The 15,880-nt window shown below is 56.1% G+C and carries 14 protein-coding genes; 5 read left to right on the forward strand and 9 right to left on the reverse strand.

Annotated features, from left to right (window positions below):
• Positions 1-2 precede the first annotated feature (2 nt).
• The 8 genes from cysA to CRO33_RS14350 form a co-directional block, all read right to left on the reverse strand.
• Positions 3-1,091, reverse strand: coding sequence for a sulfate/thiosulfate ABC transporter ATP-binding protein CysA (gene cysA, locus CRO33_RS14315; RefSeq protein WP_097118559.1), 1,089 nt, complete (start codon positions 1,089-1,091; stop codon positions 3-5).
• Positions 1,081-1,953 carry a sulfate/thiosulfate ABC transporter permease CysW gene (cysW, locus tag CRO33_RS14320; protein ID WP_097118560.1) on the reverse strand — a complete coding sequence of 291 codons (873 nt, stop codon included), beginning with the start codon at positions 1,951-1,953 and terminating at the stop codon, positions 1,081-1,083. The genes cysA and cysW overlap by 11 nt, the downstream gene beginning before the upstream one ends.
• Positions 1,953-2,786: a sulfate/thiosulfate ABC transporter permease CysT gene (gene cysT, locus CRO33_RS14325; RefSeq protein WP_034825859.1), complete on the reverse strand. Its 834-nt coding sequence runs from the start codon at positions 2,784-2,786 to the stop codon at positions 1,953-1,955. Before cysT ends, cysW begins: the two co-directional genes overlap by 1 nt.
• Positions 2,786-3,802, reverse strand: a complete 1,017-nt coding sequence (locus tag CRO33_RS14330; RefSeq protein ID WP_097118561.1) for a sulfate ABC transporter substrate-binding protein — start codon at positions 3,800-3,802, stop codon at positions 2,786-2,788. Before CRO33_RS14330 ends, cysT begins: the two co-directional genes overlap by 1 nt.
• A 194-nt stretch (positions 3,803-3,996) precedes the next feature.
• Positions 3,997-4,893 (reverse strand): Dyp-type peroxidase, encoded by an 897-nt coding sequence (locus CRO33_RS14335; protein WP_097118562.1) that lies wholly within the window; start codon positions 4,891-4,893, stop codon positions 3,997-3,999.
• 96 nt (positions 4,894-4,989) lie between these two features.
• Entirely contained in the window at positions 4,990-5,610 is a 621-nt protein-coding gene (locus tag CRO33_RS14340; protein ID WP_097118563.1) for an RpoE-regulated lipoprotein, read from the reverse strand.
• 63 nt (positions 5,611-5,673) lie between these two features.
• Positions 5,674-6,132, reverse strand: coding sequence for a DUF2919 domain-containing protein (locus CRO33_RS14345; protein ID WP_097118564.1), 459 nt, complete (start codon positions 6,130-6,132; stop codon positions 5,674-5,676).
• A 7-nt stretch (positions 6,133-6,139) separates the two neighbouring features.
• Entirely contained in the window at positions 6,140-6,565 is a 426-nt protein-coding gene (locus tag CRO33_RS14350) for a GNAT family acetyltransferase (RefSeq protein ID WP_034825851.1), read from the reverse strand.
• Between the two features lie 210 nt (positions 6,566-6,775).
• On the opposite strand from CRO33_RS14350, the gene amiA reads away from it, so the two are divergent.
• Together amiA and hemF are read left to right on the forward strand one after the other, a co-directional pair.
• Positions 6,776-7,633, forward strand: a complete 858-nt coding sequence (gene amiA, locus CRO33_RS14355) for an N-acetylmuramoyl-L-alanine amidase AmiA (protein ID WP_097118565.1) — start codon at positions 6,776-6,778, stop codon at positions 7,631-7,633.
• A 47-nt stretch (positions 7,634-7,680) separates the two neighbouring features.
• Positions 7,681-8,601 carry an oxygen-dependent coproporphyrinogen oxidase gene (gene hemF, locus CRO33_RS14360; protein WP_097118566.1) on the forward strand — a complete coding sequence of 307 codons (921 nt, stop codon included), beginning with the start codon at positions 7,681-7,683 and terminating at the stop codon, positions 8,599-8,601.
• 281 nt (positions 8,602-8,882) lie between these two features.
• On the opposite strand, the gene maeB is transcribed toward hemF, so the two are convergent.
• Positions 8,883-11,162 carry an NADP-dependent oxaloacetate-decarboxylating malate dehydrogenase gene (gene maeB / locus CRO33_RS14365; protein WP_097118567.1) on the reverse strand — a complete coding sequence of 760 codons (2,280 nt, stop codon included), beginning with the start codon at positions 11,160-11,162 and terminating at the stop codon, positions 8,883-8,885.
• Positions 11,163-11,481: 319 nt separating this feature from the next.
• Here maeB and tal point away from each other — a divergent pair, with 319 nt between their 5' ends.
• The 3 genes from tal (at position 11,482) to ampH (ending at position 15,832) form a co-directional block, all read left to right on the forward strand.
• Positions 11,482-12,432 (forward strand): transaldolase, encoded by a 951-nt coding sequence (tal, locus tag CRO33_RS14370; RefSeq protein ID WP_045814871.1) that lies wholly within the window; start codon positions 11,482-11,484, stop codon positions 12,430-12,432.
• Positions 12,433-12,501: 69 nt separating this feature from the next.
• On the forward strand, positions 12,502-14,511 hold the full coding sequence (gene tkt / locus CRO33_RS14375; protein ID WP_097118568.1) for a transketolase: 2,010 nt from the start codon (positions 12,502-12,504) through the stop codon (positions 14,509-14,511).
• A gap of 145 nt (positions 14,512-14,656) precedes the next feature.
• On the forward strand, positions 14,657-15,832 hold the full coding sequence (ampH, locus tag CRO33_RS14380) for a D-alanyl-D-alanine-carboxypeptidase/endopeptidase AmpH (protein WP_034825840.1): 1,176 nt from the start codon (positions 14,657-14,659) through the stop codon (positions 15,830-15,832).
• The last annotated feature ends 48 nt before the right edge of the window (positions 15,833-15,880 follow it).

Below are 15,880 nucleotides of genomic sequence, written 5' to 3' on the forward strand. Positions count from 1 at the left end.
TATCAGGCGCTTTCGGCAAAGGCAACCGGACGCAGCGGCGTCGTGCCGTTGTACAGTCGTGCCTGCTGCAGGCCAACAAACAGGCGTTCACCGCGAATCGGAGCGGTGTGATCGCCGTCATAGACCACGGAGAAGACCTCACCCTGCCAGCCGATCGGCTGCACCACTAATTGCCAGAAGTGGCCACGCGGACTGATCTCCAGCACTTGCACCGGCAACGGGGTTTCGAGGCTGCTCTGACGTGAGATATCGACTTCCCACGGACGCAGGAACAGCTCAACTTCGCCCTGATGCGCGGGCGTGTAGCCCAGCGGCCAGCGATGCGCCCCCACATGGAACTGTGAACCGTGTACCTCACCGTCGAAGCGATTCACTTCGCCGAGGAACTCCAGCACAAAGCGGGTGGCCGGTTCCTGCCACACTTCATCCGGCGTGCCGACCTGTTCGATATTGCCCTGACTCATCACCACCACGCTGTCAGCGACTTCCATCGCCTCTTCCTGGTCATGGGTGACGAACACGCTGGTAAATTTCAACTCTTCATGCAACTGACGCAGCCAGCGACGCAGCTCTTTGCGCACCTGCGCATCCAGCGCGCCGAAAGGTTCATCCAGCAACAAGATCTGCGGTTCCACTGCCAGCGCACGCGCCAATGCCACGCGCTGCTTCTGTCCACCCGAAAGCTGCGCCGGGAAACGATTAGCGAGATGAGCCAGCTGCACCATTTCCAGCAGGCGCGTCACTCGCTGTTTGATTTCAGCGGCGGATGGGCGTTCGCGGCGCGGCAACACGGTTAAACCAAAGGCGATGTTATCGAACACGGTCATATGGCGGAACAGCGCATAGTGCTGGAACACGAAGCCGACCTGGCGATCGCGCGCGTGAGTACGGCTGACATCTTTACCGTGGAAATGAATCTGCCCGCTGTTCTGATGCTCCAGACCCGCGATGATGCGCAGCAGCGTGGTTTTGCCCGAGCCCGACGGCCCCAGCAGCGCCACCATTTTGCCGGTAGGAATATCCAGAGAGATATCGTTTAGCACCGGCGTACGGCCGAACGCTTTGTTAATGTGTTTAATCTCAATGCTCATGATTTTCCTCCTGTTGGCGCTTCTGCTGATGCTCTAATCGCCACTGCACCACGCTTTTCAGAAACAGCGTCAAAATGGCCATCAGGGTCAACAATGCAGCCGCGGTAAAGGCGCCAACCGTGTTGTAATCCTGATGCAGTAATTCAACCTGAAGCGGTAAGGTGTAGGTCTCACCGCGAATCGATCCCGAGACCACCGAGACCGCACCAAACTCACCAATGGCACGGGCGTTGGTGAGCACCACGCCGTACATCAGCGCCCAGCGAATGTTCGGCAGCGTCACGCGGCGGAACATCTGCCAGCCCGATGCGCCTAACAGCACCGCGGCTTCATCTTCATTGCTGCCCTGGCTCAACATCACCGGCACCAGTTCGCGCACCACAAACGGACAGGTCACGAAGATAGTGGCCAGCACCATGCCCGGCCAGGCAAACATGATCTGAATGTTGTGCGCGTCCAGCCAACCACCCGCCGGGCCGTTGATGCCCCAGAACAGCAGATACATCAGCCCCGCCACCACCGGTGACACGGCAAAAGGAATATCAAACAGCGTAAGCAGCAACTGGCGGCCGGGGAAGGTAAAGCGCGTCACCAGCCATGCCAGCAGCGTACCAAACACCAGGTTGACCGGCACCGTGATCAGCGCCACCAGAATCGTCAGCCAGATGGCGTGCAGCATGTCGCCATCTTTTAAATTAGAGAGCGAGGCGACGATCCCCTGGCTCAGTGCCTCCCAGAAGATCGAGATCATCGGGACCACCAGCAGCAGGAAAGAGACCAGCGCGCCCACGCCAATCAGCAGCCATTTCCCCCAGTTCACCGGCTGACGCTCAGCGTGATTAATCTGCGAAATCTCCGCCATTAGTGGCCTCCTAAGCGACGGCCAAAGCGGCTCTGCAAGGTGTTAATCGCGAACAGCAACAGCAGCGAAGCCGCCATGATCACCGAAGCGATAGCACTGGCTGCCGGGTAATCGAACTCCTGCAGACGAACAAAAATCATCAGCGAGGTGACTTCGGTTTTCCACGCGATATTGCCCGCAATAAAGATAACCGCACCAAACTCACCCAGGCTGCGCGTGAAGGATAACGCCGTGCCCGCTAACAGCGCGGGCGCCACCTCTGGCAGCACCACACGGCGGAAGCTCTGCCACGGTGTCGCACCCAGCGTTTCAGCCGCTTCTTCATATTCCGGGCCTAACTCTTCCAGCACTGGTTGCACGGTGCGCACCACAAACGGGATGCTGGTGAAGGCCATCGCCACCGCAATGCCCAGCCAGGTGTAAGAGACTTTAATATCGAAATGAGCCAGCCATTGACCATACCAACCACTCACCGAGAACAACCCCGCCAGCGTCAGACCGGCAACGGCGGTAGGCAATGCAAACGGCAGATCCATTAAGCCATCCAGCAACGCGCGGCCGGGGAAGCGGTAACGGGTCAGAATCCATGCCATTAACATGCCAAAGAACGCATTGAAGATGGACGCCACGCCCGCTGACAACAGCGTGACTTTATACGCCGCAATCAGCTGCGGATTGGTGACCACATCCCAATACTGTGCCAGTGTCATGTTGGACAGTTGCATCAGCAGTGCGCTGATCGGCAACAGCAGGATCAGGCAGGTAAACAGCAGGCTGGTGCCGAGGCTGAGACCGAACCCTGGCAGCACGCGCTTTTGCGCTAAAGCAAACATCAACCGCGCCCCGCTGCCAGTAATTTATCCAGCTCACCGCCGCTGGCAAAATGGGTTTTCATCACGTTATCCCAGCCACCAAAGGCATCCTGCACATTAAACAGCGCGGTCTGCGGGAAGCGGTCTTTCTGTTCCGCCATCAGCTGTGGATTGTTCACGCGATAATAGAAACCGGTAATGATTTTCTGCGCCTCAGGGGAATAGAGGAAATTCAGATAGGCTTTGGCCGCGTCAGCGGTGCCGTTGTGCTCGACGTTTTTGTCGACCCACGCCACCGGAAACTCCGCCAGAATATTGGTCTTAGGCACGATGACTTCGTAGTCATCTTTGCTGTACTGATTGCGGATGTTGTTCACTTCCGATTCGAAGCTGATCAGCACATCCCCTAAACCGCGTTCGGCGAAGGTGGTCGTCGCGCCACGGCCGCCGGTATCAAACACCTCGACGTTTTTCAGGAATTTCGTCATAAAGGCTTCGGTTTTGGCTTTGTCTTTACCATCCGCCTGGTCGGCTGCGCCCCAGGCGGCCAGATAGGTATAACGGCCATTACCGGAGGTTTTTGGATTCGGGAATACCAGCTTCACCTTGTCTCGTGCCAGATCCGACCAATCATGGATCTGCTTAGGGTTCCCTTTGCGTACCAGAAAAGCCATGGTGGAGTAAAACGGTGAGCTGTTGTTCGGCAGACGGGCTTGCCAGTCGGCTGGAATCAGGTTGCCTTTATCATGCAGCACCTGCACATCCGTCACCTGGTTGTAAGTCACCACGTCCGCGCGCAGGCCCTGCAAGATAGCCAGTGCCTGTTTTGATGACCCGGCATGCGATTGTTTAATCGTCAGCTTGTCAGTGGGGTGCGCAGCATTCCACTGCTGCTCAAACGGCGCATTCAGGGCAACAAACAGCTCGCGCGAGACATCATAAGAGCTGTTCAACAACTCTGTTGCCTGCGCTGCACCGGCTAACGCCAGTGACAAGGCGATTCCGCTCATCCATTTTTTCGCAATCGGAAGTGTCATGCTGCACCCTGCTCGTCGGCGAAATCGCCAATGCCATTAAATGCTGTCAGTGTATTTATAACTCAGGGCAAACCAGTAACGGTTTTATATATCGTTTGGGGATTTCAAAGTCTAAAAAGGCATAAGACGGCGGGAGAGATTATGCAACAGACGGGATTCGTGGTGAGCGGCACGCAAGGCCGCTCACTGGCGTATTACAGCGCTTGCAGGGCATCCAGCGCAGGCGCAAAGAAGTAGCTGCCCGTTACCGGCTTAGTGAAGCGCAGCATCGCATCCATTTTGCCGTCACGCTCGCCGAACATGCTCAGCAGTTGCTGCTCGATGTTATACAAGCGGTTGCAGTACGAGATGAAATACAGGCCATGAGTGCCGCTGGCCGAACCATACGGCAGGCTCTGGCGCAGAATCTTCAACCCTTTGCCCTCTTCTTTCAAATCAACGCGGCTGAGATGCGAGGTGGCGGGACGTTGATCGCCCGGCAACTCTTCATTATCCACTTTGGTGCGGCCAATAATCGCTTCCTGCTTTTCCACTGCCATACGATTCCACAGTTTGAGATTGTGCTCCCAGCGCTGAGTGAAAACATAGCTTCCACCGGCATCCGGGCCTTCAGCAATAATTGCCACCTGCTGACGCGCCTCGCCTTGCGGGTTTTCCGTGCCATCAACAAAGCCGGAAAGATCGCGCTCTTCCACCCAGCGGAAGCCGTGGGTCTCTTCTTCAATATTCACGGCGTCAGCAAAGGCCGCTAATGCCGCCTGTGCCAGCGAGAAATTCACGTCATGACGCAGAGATTGGATATGGATAAGCAGATCGCGTTGCGTGGCGGGTGCAATGCCTTTGCCCAATGGAGAGAAGGCTTTCAATTCTGGCGCTGAATCCGCACCTTGCAGATCGCGCCACAGCGCATCGCCAAAGGCGATCACCGCGCCCAGTCCGGCATCGGCAAATTTCTGTTGCAGCGCATCGAGTTGTTGCAGGAAGGTTTTGCTCCCCTGGCGGACAGCATCGAGATCGCCCGTAATACGAGCTTCTAGCCAAATGGCGAAACGGCGGTGTTCCAACAGGATCCCGCTCTGGAATTGAGGCATTGCACTGCTCTCCGGCATGAAAGTTAGGACGTTTTTTCGCCCATATCATACCGGAAAGCCACACAGTGATTGTGCGTTAACGCAATTATTTTTTGCTTAGCGCTGCCAGACGATTTTGCTGATTTTCCAGCTTTTCAAGGTGTCGTCAGCCGGCATCAATCCCTCTGGTCCATGCCCTTCGCCGCTGTAGACATAAGAGATGTGCTGACTGCCCGGAGCACGGCACTCAACATCGCGCGCATCTAATCCGGTAGTGAGTTTGCAGTTGTCGAAGGCTTTGCTGAATTTGGCGCTAAACAGATCGCCAATCTTGCTGCCGTCTGCACTCTTTGCATCGGCATCCATCACTTCAACGCGTTCAACGCTGCTCTGGCCGTTGATCACCAGTTTCACTTTGCCATCTTCCAGCGCCTGCCAGAAATCAACCACCTGGCCATTCTGCGTGCGCATGCCCTGACGCAGCTGATAATCATTGTTTAACGCTTTACCGATCGCCGCTTCTGACATCGGGGTGGTGCTGCTTAGGCCTGCCACACCTTGTTCGGTCACGGTTAACGAGCCGCCAAACCAGTTCATTGGATTGAGTGCCGACCAGTGATAACTCAGCGGATTATACCAATGGCTTTCGCTCGCGCTGGAGGCGGTAGAGGAACCTGAACTGGCGCAACCTGCCAGCATCATGGCGCTAACCAGCAGTGCGGGACGAACAACTTTCATGAATGCTCCTTGATCTCTTGTGCCGATTGGCGTGCCTGTTGGAGTCGCAAACCGGCAAAAAGTTTATTCGATGTGATGTTCCGGCAGAAAACAGTCGCGCAGGCGCTGATGGGTTTGCAGCCAAATCAACGCCAGCAGATCAAACAGCGTTAAAAGTAACGGCCACGGAGAGTCCGGAAAAGCGCCCTGTATCAGCCCGTAGCCTTGTGACAACAGACTAATCAATAACGACACACTCAGCACCTGCCGCCAACTCTGCCACAGTCGCGGCCAGCGTTGGCGATAGCCGGTCAGCAGCAAACCCGCTGCCGCCGGAATGCCCAGCGCCAATCCAATCCAAAAGCTCTGACGATCGGGATAGAACAGCGCCAGCAGATCGTTACCCTGCTGACGGGACGCGCCCGCCATCACCAGTAACAGCCAGGTGCGCGCCTGCAATAACAGAATCGGCCAGAAAAGAAACGGCAGCCGTAGCTGCCCTTTTGCATCGTAATCGTCTGGCAAATATTTCAGCCCCATCATCGGCGGCTTAATATTCGCGGTCTTCGATTAAACGTTTACCCAGCAACACCGAATCCACAGGCTCGTAGTCGAGTTTCTCGTAGAAGGCGAGAACCTGATCGTTCTCTTCACGCACCATCAGATTGATCTTCGGACAGCCACGCGCAATTAACTTTTTCTCCAGACGATTCATCAGCGCATTAGCAAATCCGCGCCCCTGATAATCGGGATGCACCGCCAGATAGTAGACCGATCCGCGATGGCCATCGTAACCGCCCATCACCGTGCCGACCACTTCACCGCCGACTTCCGCCACCAGAAAAAGCTCCGGATCGTGGTTCATTTTACGTTCGATATCCAGTTCCGGATCGTTCCACGGACGTAACAGATCGCAACGCTCCCAGAGCGTGATCACTTCTTCAAAATCTTCCTGGCGGAATGAGCGGATTTCCATCGGCGTTACCCTGCTATTAAGCACAATTCGCTGATTATCACGCATTCTTTGCCAGGCGCAACCCTCCCGCCGCGCAACGGTGGAAAAAAACGGCTAAATTGCTGTTAGTAACGTGTAATACAAAGTAATGCGCTGAAATGGTTGTGAAGTCGCCGCAAGGCAGTTGTTACGATATAACACTGGGCAGGATTTTCTGTCAGGGACCCCATTATGAGTAAAATTTCACTGCTGAAGCGGCTGACCAATCGCCGCCAGTTGATTCTCTCTGGCCTGGCGCTGGCGGTGCTGTCACCGCGCGCGGTGATGGCAAAAGAAGAGAGCGCCGATTTGCGCGTCAGCAAAGGTCACACCCCGCCGAAACCGGCGACTAACGGTAAACGCATCGTGATGATCGATCCGGGCCACGGCGGCATTGATTCGGGCGCGGTGGGCGAAGAAGGTTCAGAAGAGAAGCACATCGTGCTGGCAATCGCCAACACCGTGCGTACGCTTTTGCAAAATCACCCTAAAGTGGAAGTGCGACTGACGCGTGAAAGTGATCACTTTATTCCGCTCTATCAACGCGTGGAAATCGCGCATCAGCACGGTGCCAATCTTTTTATGTCGATCCACGCCGACGGCTATACTAGCCCGGATGCCAACGGCGCGTCGGTATTCGCCCTGTCGAATCGCGGTGCCAGTAGCGCCATGGCGCGCTACATGTCGCAGCGCGAAAACGATGCCGATAAAGTCGGTGGCGCGGCAGTGCAGGAGAAAGATAACTACCTAAACCAGATTCTGTTCGATCTGGTGCAAACGGACACCATCCGCAATAGTCTCACGCTGGGCAAACACGTCCTGGATCAAATTCGCCCAGTGCATCATCTGCACAGCCAGCACACCGAGCAGGCGGCGTTTGCGGTGTTGAAGTCGCCCTCAATTCCGTCAGTGCTGGTCGAAACTTCCTTTATTACCAACCCGCGTGAGGAGCAACTGCTGGGTACCACTGCCTTTCGCCAGAAGATTGCCAGCGCGATTGCCGACGGTATCGTCAATTACTTCAACGAGTACGATCGTCGCCAGGCGTAGCTCTGTCCTGTGATAGAATCGCGGCAAATTTCCGGAACGAGTGACTCATGAGCAATCCCGATATTTCCCGCGTCAAAGCGTTTTTATTGACGCTACAGGATGAAATTTGCGCCCAGCTGGCCGCTGCCGATGGTACAGCGACCTTCGCCGAAGATGACTGGCAGCGCCCAGGCGGCGGCGGCGGACGCAGTCGCGTACTACGCAACGGCGCGGTGTTTGAGCAGGCAGGCGTGAATTTTTCCCACGTACACGGTGATCAGATGCCCGCCTCTGCCACCGCACATCGCCCTGAACTGGCCGGCCGCAGTTTTGAAGCCATGGGCGTGTCACTCGTGGTCCACCCGGAAAATCCGTACATCCCCACCAGTCACGCCAACGTGCGTTTCTTCATTGCTGAGAAGCCGGGTGCCGATCCAGTATGGTGGTTCGGCGGCGGTTTCGATCTCACGCCGTATTACGGTTTCGAAGAGGATGCGCTGCACTGGCATCAAACCGCGTTTGACCTGTGCCAGCCGTTTGGTGAAGACGTCTATCCGCGCTACAAAAAATGGTGTGACGACTATTTCCACCTCAAGCATCGTAATGAACAGCGCGGCATCGGCGGGCTGTTTTACGATGACCTGAATACGCCAGACTTTGATCACTGCTTCGATTTTATGCAGGCAGTGGGCAAGGGTTATCTGGATGCCTATTTACCGATTGTCGCGAAGCGCAAGGCGCTGCCATGGGGCGATCGCGAACGTCAGTTCCAGCTCTATCGTCGTGGACGCTATGTTGAATTCAACCTGGTGTGGGATCGCGGCACGCTGTTCGGCCTGCAAACCGGCGGCCGCACCGAATCGATTTTGATGTCGATGCCGCCACTGGTGCGCTGGGAATATGATTACCAAACCGAAGCCGGCACGCCGGAAGCTGCGCTCTACAGTGATTTCTTGCCGGTGAAGGATTGGCTGGGATTGGGTGAATAGTTCTTTTGCAGGAAAGCACAAATGTTGATGGCCTTAGCCCCTCTGCTGCTGCAAGGGCTATCCGCAGCGCTGAGGCTTTTACGTTGGGCCAGGAGATCCACGCAGGGATGCGTGGATCAGTTCGGGGCCGACCAGGGATGGTCGATCCCCGAACGGTCCGTCGGCACGACGTGGAAGCCGAGGGCACCGCGTTAGCGGCGCGAGGACTGCCCGGCAGCAGCAGAGGGGCTAAGGCCCACACCAACCCCCCCAGGCCCTTAGCCTTTAGCCACGTCATCCCATCACAACGGCTCGGTCTGCGCCTCCACTACCGCTAACGCCACCATATTCACAATGCGCCGAACCGATGCAATCCGCGTCAATACATGCACCGGCTTGCTGATCCCCATCAACACCGGCCCCACCGTCACGCCTTCCGAGCACGACACGCGCAACAGGTTATAACTAATACGCGCCGCTTCCACGTTCGGCATAATCAGCAAATTAGCCGTGCCTTTCAGCGGGCTGTCGGGCATCAGTTCACGTCGGATACTCTCCACCAACGCCGCATCACCGTGCATCTCACCATCAATCTCCAGTTCTGGCGCACGGCTCTGAATCAGCGCTAATGCATCGCGCATCTTGCGTGCGCCCGGCGCATTGGACGTGCCAAAGCTGGAGTGAGACAGCAACGCCACGCGTGGTTCGATACCAAAACGACGCACCGTTTCGGCCGCCAGCAATGTGATATCCGCCAGCTGTTCCGCACTCGGATCTTCATTCACGTAAGTATCCGCAATAAAAGTATTCCCGCTCGGCAGCAGCAGCGCGTTCATTGCCCCAGCGACCTTCACGTCGTCGCGGAAACCAAACACCTTCTCCACCACATCGTAATGCTCGCGGTAATCGCCGATGGTGCCGCAAATTAACGCGTCAGCCTCGCCACGATGCACCATGATCGCGCCGATCAAGGTTGGATTACCGATCACCGCGCGCTGAGCGGTTTCAGGCGTCACACCGCGCCGTTTCATGATCTGGTAATACTCGTTCCAGTATTCTTTAAAGCGCGGGTCGGACTCGTTATTGACGATCTCAAAATCCTTGCCCGCTTCAATCTTCAATCCTTGCTTCTGGATACGCATCGCAATCACATTTGGGCGACCAATCAGAATCGGCTTCGCCAGCCCCAGCGACACCAGCTCTTGCGTCGCATGCAGCACCCGCGCCTCCTCTCCTTCGGCCATCACCACGCGCTTCGGTTCTTTACGCGCCTGCGAGAAGATCGGCTTCATAAACAGATTGGTTTTGTACACAAACTCGGTGAGCTGCTCGCGATAGGCATCAAAGTCAGCGATGGGCCGCGTCGCCACGCCGGACTCCATCGCCGCTTTCGCCACAGCAGGCGCGATCTGCACAATCAAACGCGGATCGAACGGTTTCGGGATCAGATATTCCGGTCCAAAACTCAGATCCTGATCATCATAGGCGGAGGCCACCACATCGCTCTGCTCGGCCTGCGCTAAGGCCGCAATCGCATGCACCGCCGCCAGTTTCATCTCTTCGTTAATTGCCGTGGCACCCACATCCAGCGCCCCGCGGAAAATAAACGGGAAACACAGCACGTTGTTCACCTGATTGGGGAAATCTGAACGTCCGGTGCAGATAATCGCATCCGGCCGTACCTCTTTGGCCAGCGGCGGCATGATCTCCGGTTCGGGATTGGCGAGCGCCAGAATGAGTGGATTGGGTGCCATTTTCTTCACCATCTCTGGCGTCATCGCTTTCGGACCCGAGCAGCCGAGGAAGATGTCCGCACCGGCAATCACCTCATCCAGCGTACGCGCGCCTTTATCTTCTATGGCGTACTCGGCTTTGGTCGGCGTCATATTGGGTTCACGATCGCGGTAAATCACCCCTTTAGAATCACACACCACAATGTTGTGCTTCTGCATGCCGAGCGCCACCAGCAAATTCAGGCAGGCAATGGCTGATGCGCCCGCCCCAGACACCACCAGCCGCACATCTGAGATGGCCTTTTTCACGATGGTCAAACCGTTTAGCACCGCCGCAGTACAGATAATCGCGGTCCCGTGCTGATCATCGTGAAATACCGGAATCTTCATGCGCTCACGCAATTTCTGCTCAATGTAAAAGCACTCAGGCGCTTTGATATCTTCAAGGTTGATGCCGCCAAAGGTCGGCTCCAGCGCGGCGATTACCTCAATCAACTTATCCGGGTCCAGCTCATCCACTTCGATATCGAACACATCAATGCCGGCGAATTTCTTGAACAATACTCCTTTGCCTTCCATCACCGGCTTACCGGCCAGCGCACCGATATTGCCGAGACCGAGCACTGCCGTGCCGTTCGAAATCACCGCCACCAGATTGCCGCGTGCGGTGTATTTGTGCGCCGCCAGCGGATCGGCAGCAATCTCCAGGCAAGGTGCCGCCACGCCCGGCGAATAGGCCAGTGCTAAATCACGCTGCGTCGCCAGCGGTTTGGTGGGGGAAACCTGAATTTTTCCGGGAGTGGGATATTGGTGGAAATCGAGCGCACTTTGCTTGAGTTGATCGTCCATTTGGCATCCTTTGGCACGGCTGAAAAAACACCAGTATAGGAATCTGCGGCACAAAAGAGGGTGAAGGCGCTCAAAGAACGAGGGCACAGATTGCCACGGCTTCGCCTGCGGCTTTGGCGCAGCCTGCTATTCTTAATGTTGGCAAAACACGTAGCTGAACCGATCAGGCACCCCCTTCCGTGACAGATGCCCTTCAGCGCCACAATCAGAGAAAACGCATTTTCTTCGTGCAACGTCTGTAGCACTGTGTTGAGCCACGACTCAACAGGAAAGGGCACGACTCGTTTGCCCACATTATTGCTAATCAAGGAGTTAAGCGATGAACCAGCTAGATGCATTGAAACAGTTCACCACCGTGGTGGCGGACAGCGGCGACATCGAATCCATTCGCCATTACCACCCGGAAGACGCGACCACCAACCCTTCGTTGATCCTGAAAGCTGCCGGTCTCGATGCTTATAAACATCTGATTGATGACGCTATCGACTATGCGAAAAAACAGGGCGGCAGCAAAGAGACGCAAATCATCAACGCCAGTGACAAAGTGGCGATCAACCTCGGTATGGAAATTCTGAAAAGCGTACCGGGCCGTGTTTCGACCGAAGTGGATGCGCGCCTCTCCTTCGATCGTGGCATGTGTGTCACCAAAGCGGAGAAACTGGTACGGATGTATGAAGAGAACGGCATTGATCGTTCGCGCATCCTGATCAAACTGGCCTCAACCTGGGAAGGGATCAAAGCCGCTGAAGAACTGGAGAAAAACGGTATCCAGTGTAACCTGACGCTGCTGTTCTCCTTTGCGCAGGCGCGTGCCTGTGCTGAAGCGGGCGTGTTCCTGATCTCCCCGTTTGTCGGCCGTATTTATGACTGGTACAACTCACGCAAACCGCTCGACCCGTATGTGGTGGATGAAGATCCTGGCGTGAAATCTGTGCGTCGTATCTACGATTACTACAAAAAGCATCGTTACAGCACCGTGATCATGGGAGCCAGCTTCCGTAAGGTTGAGCAGATTCAGGCGCTGGCCGGTTGTGACCGTCTGACCATCTCCCCTAACCTGCTGGAAGAGCTGGCGAACAGCGATGCACCGCTGGAACGCAAGCTGGAGCCATCAACCGAAGGCTTCCACCAGCCTGCTCCGCTCTCTGAAGCGGAGTTCCGCTGGGAACATAACCAGGATCCGATGGCCGTGGAAAAACTGTCTGACGGCATCCGTCAATTCGCCATCGACCAGCAGAAGCTGGAAGATGTGCTGGCATCACGCCTGTAAATCACCACGCTTATCACGCCGGACGGGCGTCTGCCCGTCCGCTATTGCCCAATCACAAGGGAGTACCCTATGTCTTCACGCAGAGAGTTGGCTAACGCGATTCGTGCTTTGAGTATGGATGCGGTACAGAAAGCAAATTCCGGTCACCCCGGTATGCCGATGGGAATGGCTGATATCGCCGAAGTGCTATGGCGCGACGTTCTCAAACACAATCCCAACAATCCGGCGTGGGCTGACCGCGACCGCTTTATCCTCTCCAACGGCCACGGTTCGATGCTGCAATACAGCCTGCTGCACCTCACCGGTTACGATCTGCCGATGGAAGAGCTGAAAAACTTCCGCCAGCTGCATTCCAAAACCCCTGGCCATCCGGAAATTGGCTATACGCCAGGCGTGGAAACTACCACCGGTCCGTTGGGACAGGGTTTGGCCAATGCGGTGGGCATGGCCATTGCCGAGCGCACCCTGGCGGCGCAGTTTAACCGTCCCGGCCACGACATCGTCGATCACTACACCTATGTGTTTATGGGCGATGGCTGTTTGATGGAAGGTATTTCACATGAAGTCAGCTCGCTGGCCGGCACCCTCGGCCTCGGCAAACTGATTGGTTTCTACGATCACAACGGTATCTCGATTGATGGTGAAACCGAAGGCTGGTTCACCGATGACACGCACAAACGCTTCGAAGCCTACAACTGGCATGTCGTCGGCAGTGCAGCAGGCATTGATGGGCACGATCCGGAAGCTATCGCAGCCGCCATCAAAGAAGCGCAGAGTGTCACCGATAAGCCTTCGCTGATTATCTGCCGCACGGTCATTGGTTTTGGGTCGCCGAATAAAGCCGGTAAAGAAGAGTCACACGGCTCGGCACTGGGCGAGCAGGAAGTGGCGTTGACCCGTCAAAAACTCGGCTGGCACCATCCAGCGTTTGAAATCCCGAAAGAGATTTATCAGCAGTGGGATGCCAAAGAAGCCGGCAGCCAGCGCGAGAAAGCCTGGGATGAGAAGTTTGCTGCCTATAAAGCGGCGCATCCAGATCTCGCCGCTGAGTTTAGCCGCCGTCTGGGCGGGGGAATGCCCGCGCAATGGAGTGAGGCGACTCAGGCATTTGTTGATGAGCTACAGGCCAATCCGCAAAAAATCGCCAGCCGTAAAGCGTCGCAAAACACACTGGAAGTGTACGGCAAGCTGCTGCCCGAATTGCTGGGCGGCTCTGCTGACCTCGCGCCGAGTAATCTCACCATCTGGTCGGGTTCGAAATCGATCAAAGAAGACATCGCCGGTAACTACATTCACTACGGCGTGCGCGAATTTGGTATGACGGCGATTGGCAACGGTATTGCCCAACACGGCGGCTTTATTCCTTACACTGCCACCTTCCTGATGTTTGTCGAATACGCGCGTAATGCGGTGCGTATGGCGGCGTTGATGAAGGCGCGCCAGGTGCTGGTGTATACCCATGACTCGATTGGTCTGGGCGAAGATGGCCCGACGCATCAGCCGGTGGAACAGCTCGCCAGCCTGCGCGTGACGCCAAATATGAGCGTCTGGCGTCCGTGCGATCAGGTGGAAACGGCCGTGGCGTGGAAAGCCGCTGTTGAGCGCCATCATGGCCCGACCGCGCTGATTCTGTCGCGTCAAAATCTGCTGCAGCCAGAGCGCAGCAAAGCACAGGTGGCCGATATCGCCAAAGGCGGCTATGTGTTGCAGGATTGCGCGGGCACACCAGAAGCGATCATCATCGCCACCGGATCTGAGATTGAAATCGCGCTGGGCGCGGCGGATAAACTCGGTGCCAGCGGCCACAAGGTGCGCGTGGTGTCTCTGCCCTGCACCGACGTATTCGACAAGCAGGATGCAGCCTACCGCGAATCGGTGCTGCCATCCGGCGTAAAAGCGCGCGTGGCGGTAGAAGCGGGTATCGCCGATTACTGGTTCAAGTATGTCGGCCTGGATGGCGCGATTGTCGGCATGACCACCTTCGGTGAGTCTGCGCCGGCAGGCAAGCTGTTCCCGGAATTTGGCTTTACGGTGGAAAATATCGTGAGCCATACCGAAGCATTACTCAAGCCGCACTAATCGATCCGGCCCTGCGTCTTTTGACGTAAGGGCCGTTTTTTGATCACAGCCTGATACAGAAAAAAATCCTCCCTTCCCTCTTCACGCCTCGCACAAACTGATTACTATAAGCTTTCCTCCGAATCCTGTTGCGGACGCTTTCCCGTTGAAAAAACGTACTCCTTTTTTACTGGCCTTAATGGTTTCAGTGCTTCCATTAAAAAGCATGGCGCAGACGGTAGCCGATCCGCTGCTGGCCTCTCAGATCGTTGATCGTTATGCCGAGCATATCTTCTATGGCAGCGGCGCAACCGGCATGGCGCTGGTGGCGATTGATGGCAATCAGCGCGTATTTGCCAGCTTTGGCGATACCAGCCCTGGCAATAACGTGCGCCCTCAGCTCGACTCCGTGATTCGCATCGCCTCGCTGAGCAAATTGATGACCAGCGAAGTGATGGTCAAAATGGCGGAACGCGGACAGATTCGCCTTGATGACCCGTTGAGCAAGTATGCTCCGGCTGGCGCACGCGTCCCGAATTACAACGGTCAGCCGATTCGCCTGATCAACCTCGCTACCCATACCGGTAGCCTGCCGCGCGAACAGCCGGGCGGAAAACCGCATCGTCCGGTGTTTGTCTGGCCAACCAAAGCCGATCGTTGGCAGTGGCTGCAGGGTGCGCAATTGAAAGCCACGCCGGGAACACAAGCCTCCTATTCCAACCTCGGCTTTGACCTGCTGAGTGATGCGCTGTCGAAAGCGGCAGGCACGCCTTATCCCGCCCTGCTGCAACAGCTGGTGACGCGTCCGCTGGGAATGAAAGACACCACCTTTACGCCATCCCCCGATCAGTGCCAGCGCCTGATGATCCCTGAGAAAGGGGCCAGCCCGTGCAATAACACCCTGGCGGCAATTGGCAGCGGTGGCGTGTATTCAACGCCGGATGATATGGGCCGCTGGATGCAGCAATTCCTCAACTCGGCGGTTAATCACCGCACGCCGCAGGTTGATCGTCTGCAAACGCTGATCTATCGCCGTGACCAGTTGACCAAAGTGGAAGGTATGGATGTGCCTGGCCGTGCCGATGCCTTAGGCATGGGCTGGGTGTATATGGGGCCAAAAGAGGGACGTCCAGGGATTATCGAAAAAACCGGCGGCGGCGGCGGCTTTATTACTTACATGGCGATGGTGCCACAGAATAACGTCGGAGTATTTGTGGTGGTGACGCGTTCACCGCTGTCACGCTTCACACCGATGAGCGATGGCGTGAATAATCTGTTGGCGGAGTTGGTGGGCAATCAAAATGGCTCACCGATGATGATCAATGCCATACCTTCTCCCTAGATAGTTCGTGATGCAGAAAGGCGGCAATTGAATGAATCCCCAGGAGCT

Source organism: Pantoea sp. GL120224-02 (assembly GCF_900215395.1).
Classification (GTDB): domain Bacteria; phylum Pseudomonadota; class Gammaproteobacteria; order Enterobacterales; family Enterobacteriaceae; genus Pantoea; species Pantoea communis.

Excerpts from the sequence above, each read along its gene's own strand:
- cysA (WP_097118559.1), bottom strand. The coding sequence starts at position 1,091 with ATGAGCATTGAGATTAAACACATTAACAAAGCGTTCGGCCGTACGCCG.
- cysW (WP_097118560.1), bottom strand. The coding sequence starts at position 1,953 with ATGGCGGAGATTTCGCAGATTAATCACGCTGAGCGTCAGCCGGTGAAC.
- cysT (WP_034825859.1), bottom strand. The coding sequence starts at position 2,786 with ATGTTTGCTTTAGCGCAAAAGCGCGTGCTGCCAGGGTTCGGTCTCAGC.
- CRO33_RS14330 (WP_097118561.1), bottom strand. The coding sequence starts at position 3,802 with ATGACACTTCCGATTGCGAAAAAATGGATGAGCGGAATCGCCTTGTCA.
- CRO33_RS14335 (WP_097118562.1), bottom strand. The coding sequence starts at position 4,893 with ATGCCTCAATTCCAGAGCGGGATCCTGTTGGAACACCGCCGTTTCGCC.
- CRO33_RS14340 (WP_097118563.1), bottom strand. The coding sequence starts at position 5,610 with ATGAAAGTTGTTCGTCCCGCACTGCTGGTTAGCGCCATGATGCTGGCA.
- CRO33_RS14345 (WP_097118564.1), bottom strand. The coding sequence starts at position 6,132 with ATGATGGGGCTGAAATATTTGCCAGACGATTACGATGCAAAAGGGCAG.
- CRO33_RS14350 (WP_034825851.1), bottom strand. The coding sequence starts at position 6,565 with ATGGAAATCCGCTCATTCCGCCAGGAAGATTTTGAAGAAGTGATCACG.
- amiA (WP_097118565.1), top strand. The coding sequence starts at position 6,776 with ATGAGTAAAATTTCACTGCTGAAGCGGCTGACCAATCGCCGCCAGTTG.
- hemF (WP_097118566.1), top strand. The coding sequence starts at position 7,681 with ATGAGCAATCCCGATATTTCCCGCGTCAAAGCGTTTTTATTGACGCTA.
- maeB (WP_097118567.1), bottom strand. The coding sequence starts at position 11,162 with ATGGACGATCAACTCAAGCAAAGTGCGCTCGATTTCCACCAATATCCC.
- tal (WP_045814871.1), top strand. The coding sequence starts at position 11,482 with ATGAACCAGCTAGATGCATTGAAACAGTTCACCACCGTGGTGGCGGAC.
- tkt (WP_097118568.1), top strand. The coding sequence starts at position 12,502 with ATGTCTTCACGCAGAGAGTTGGCTAACGCGATTCGTGCTTTGAGTATG.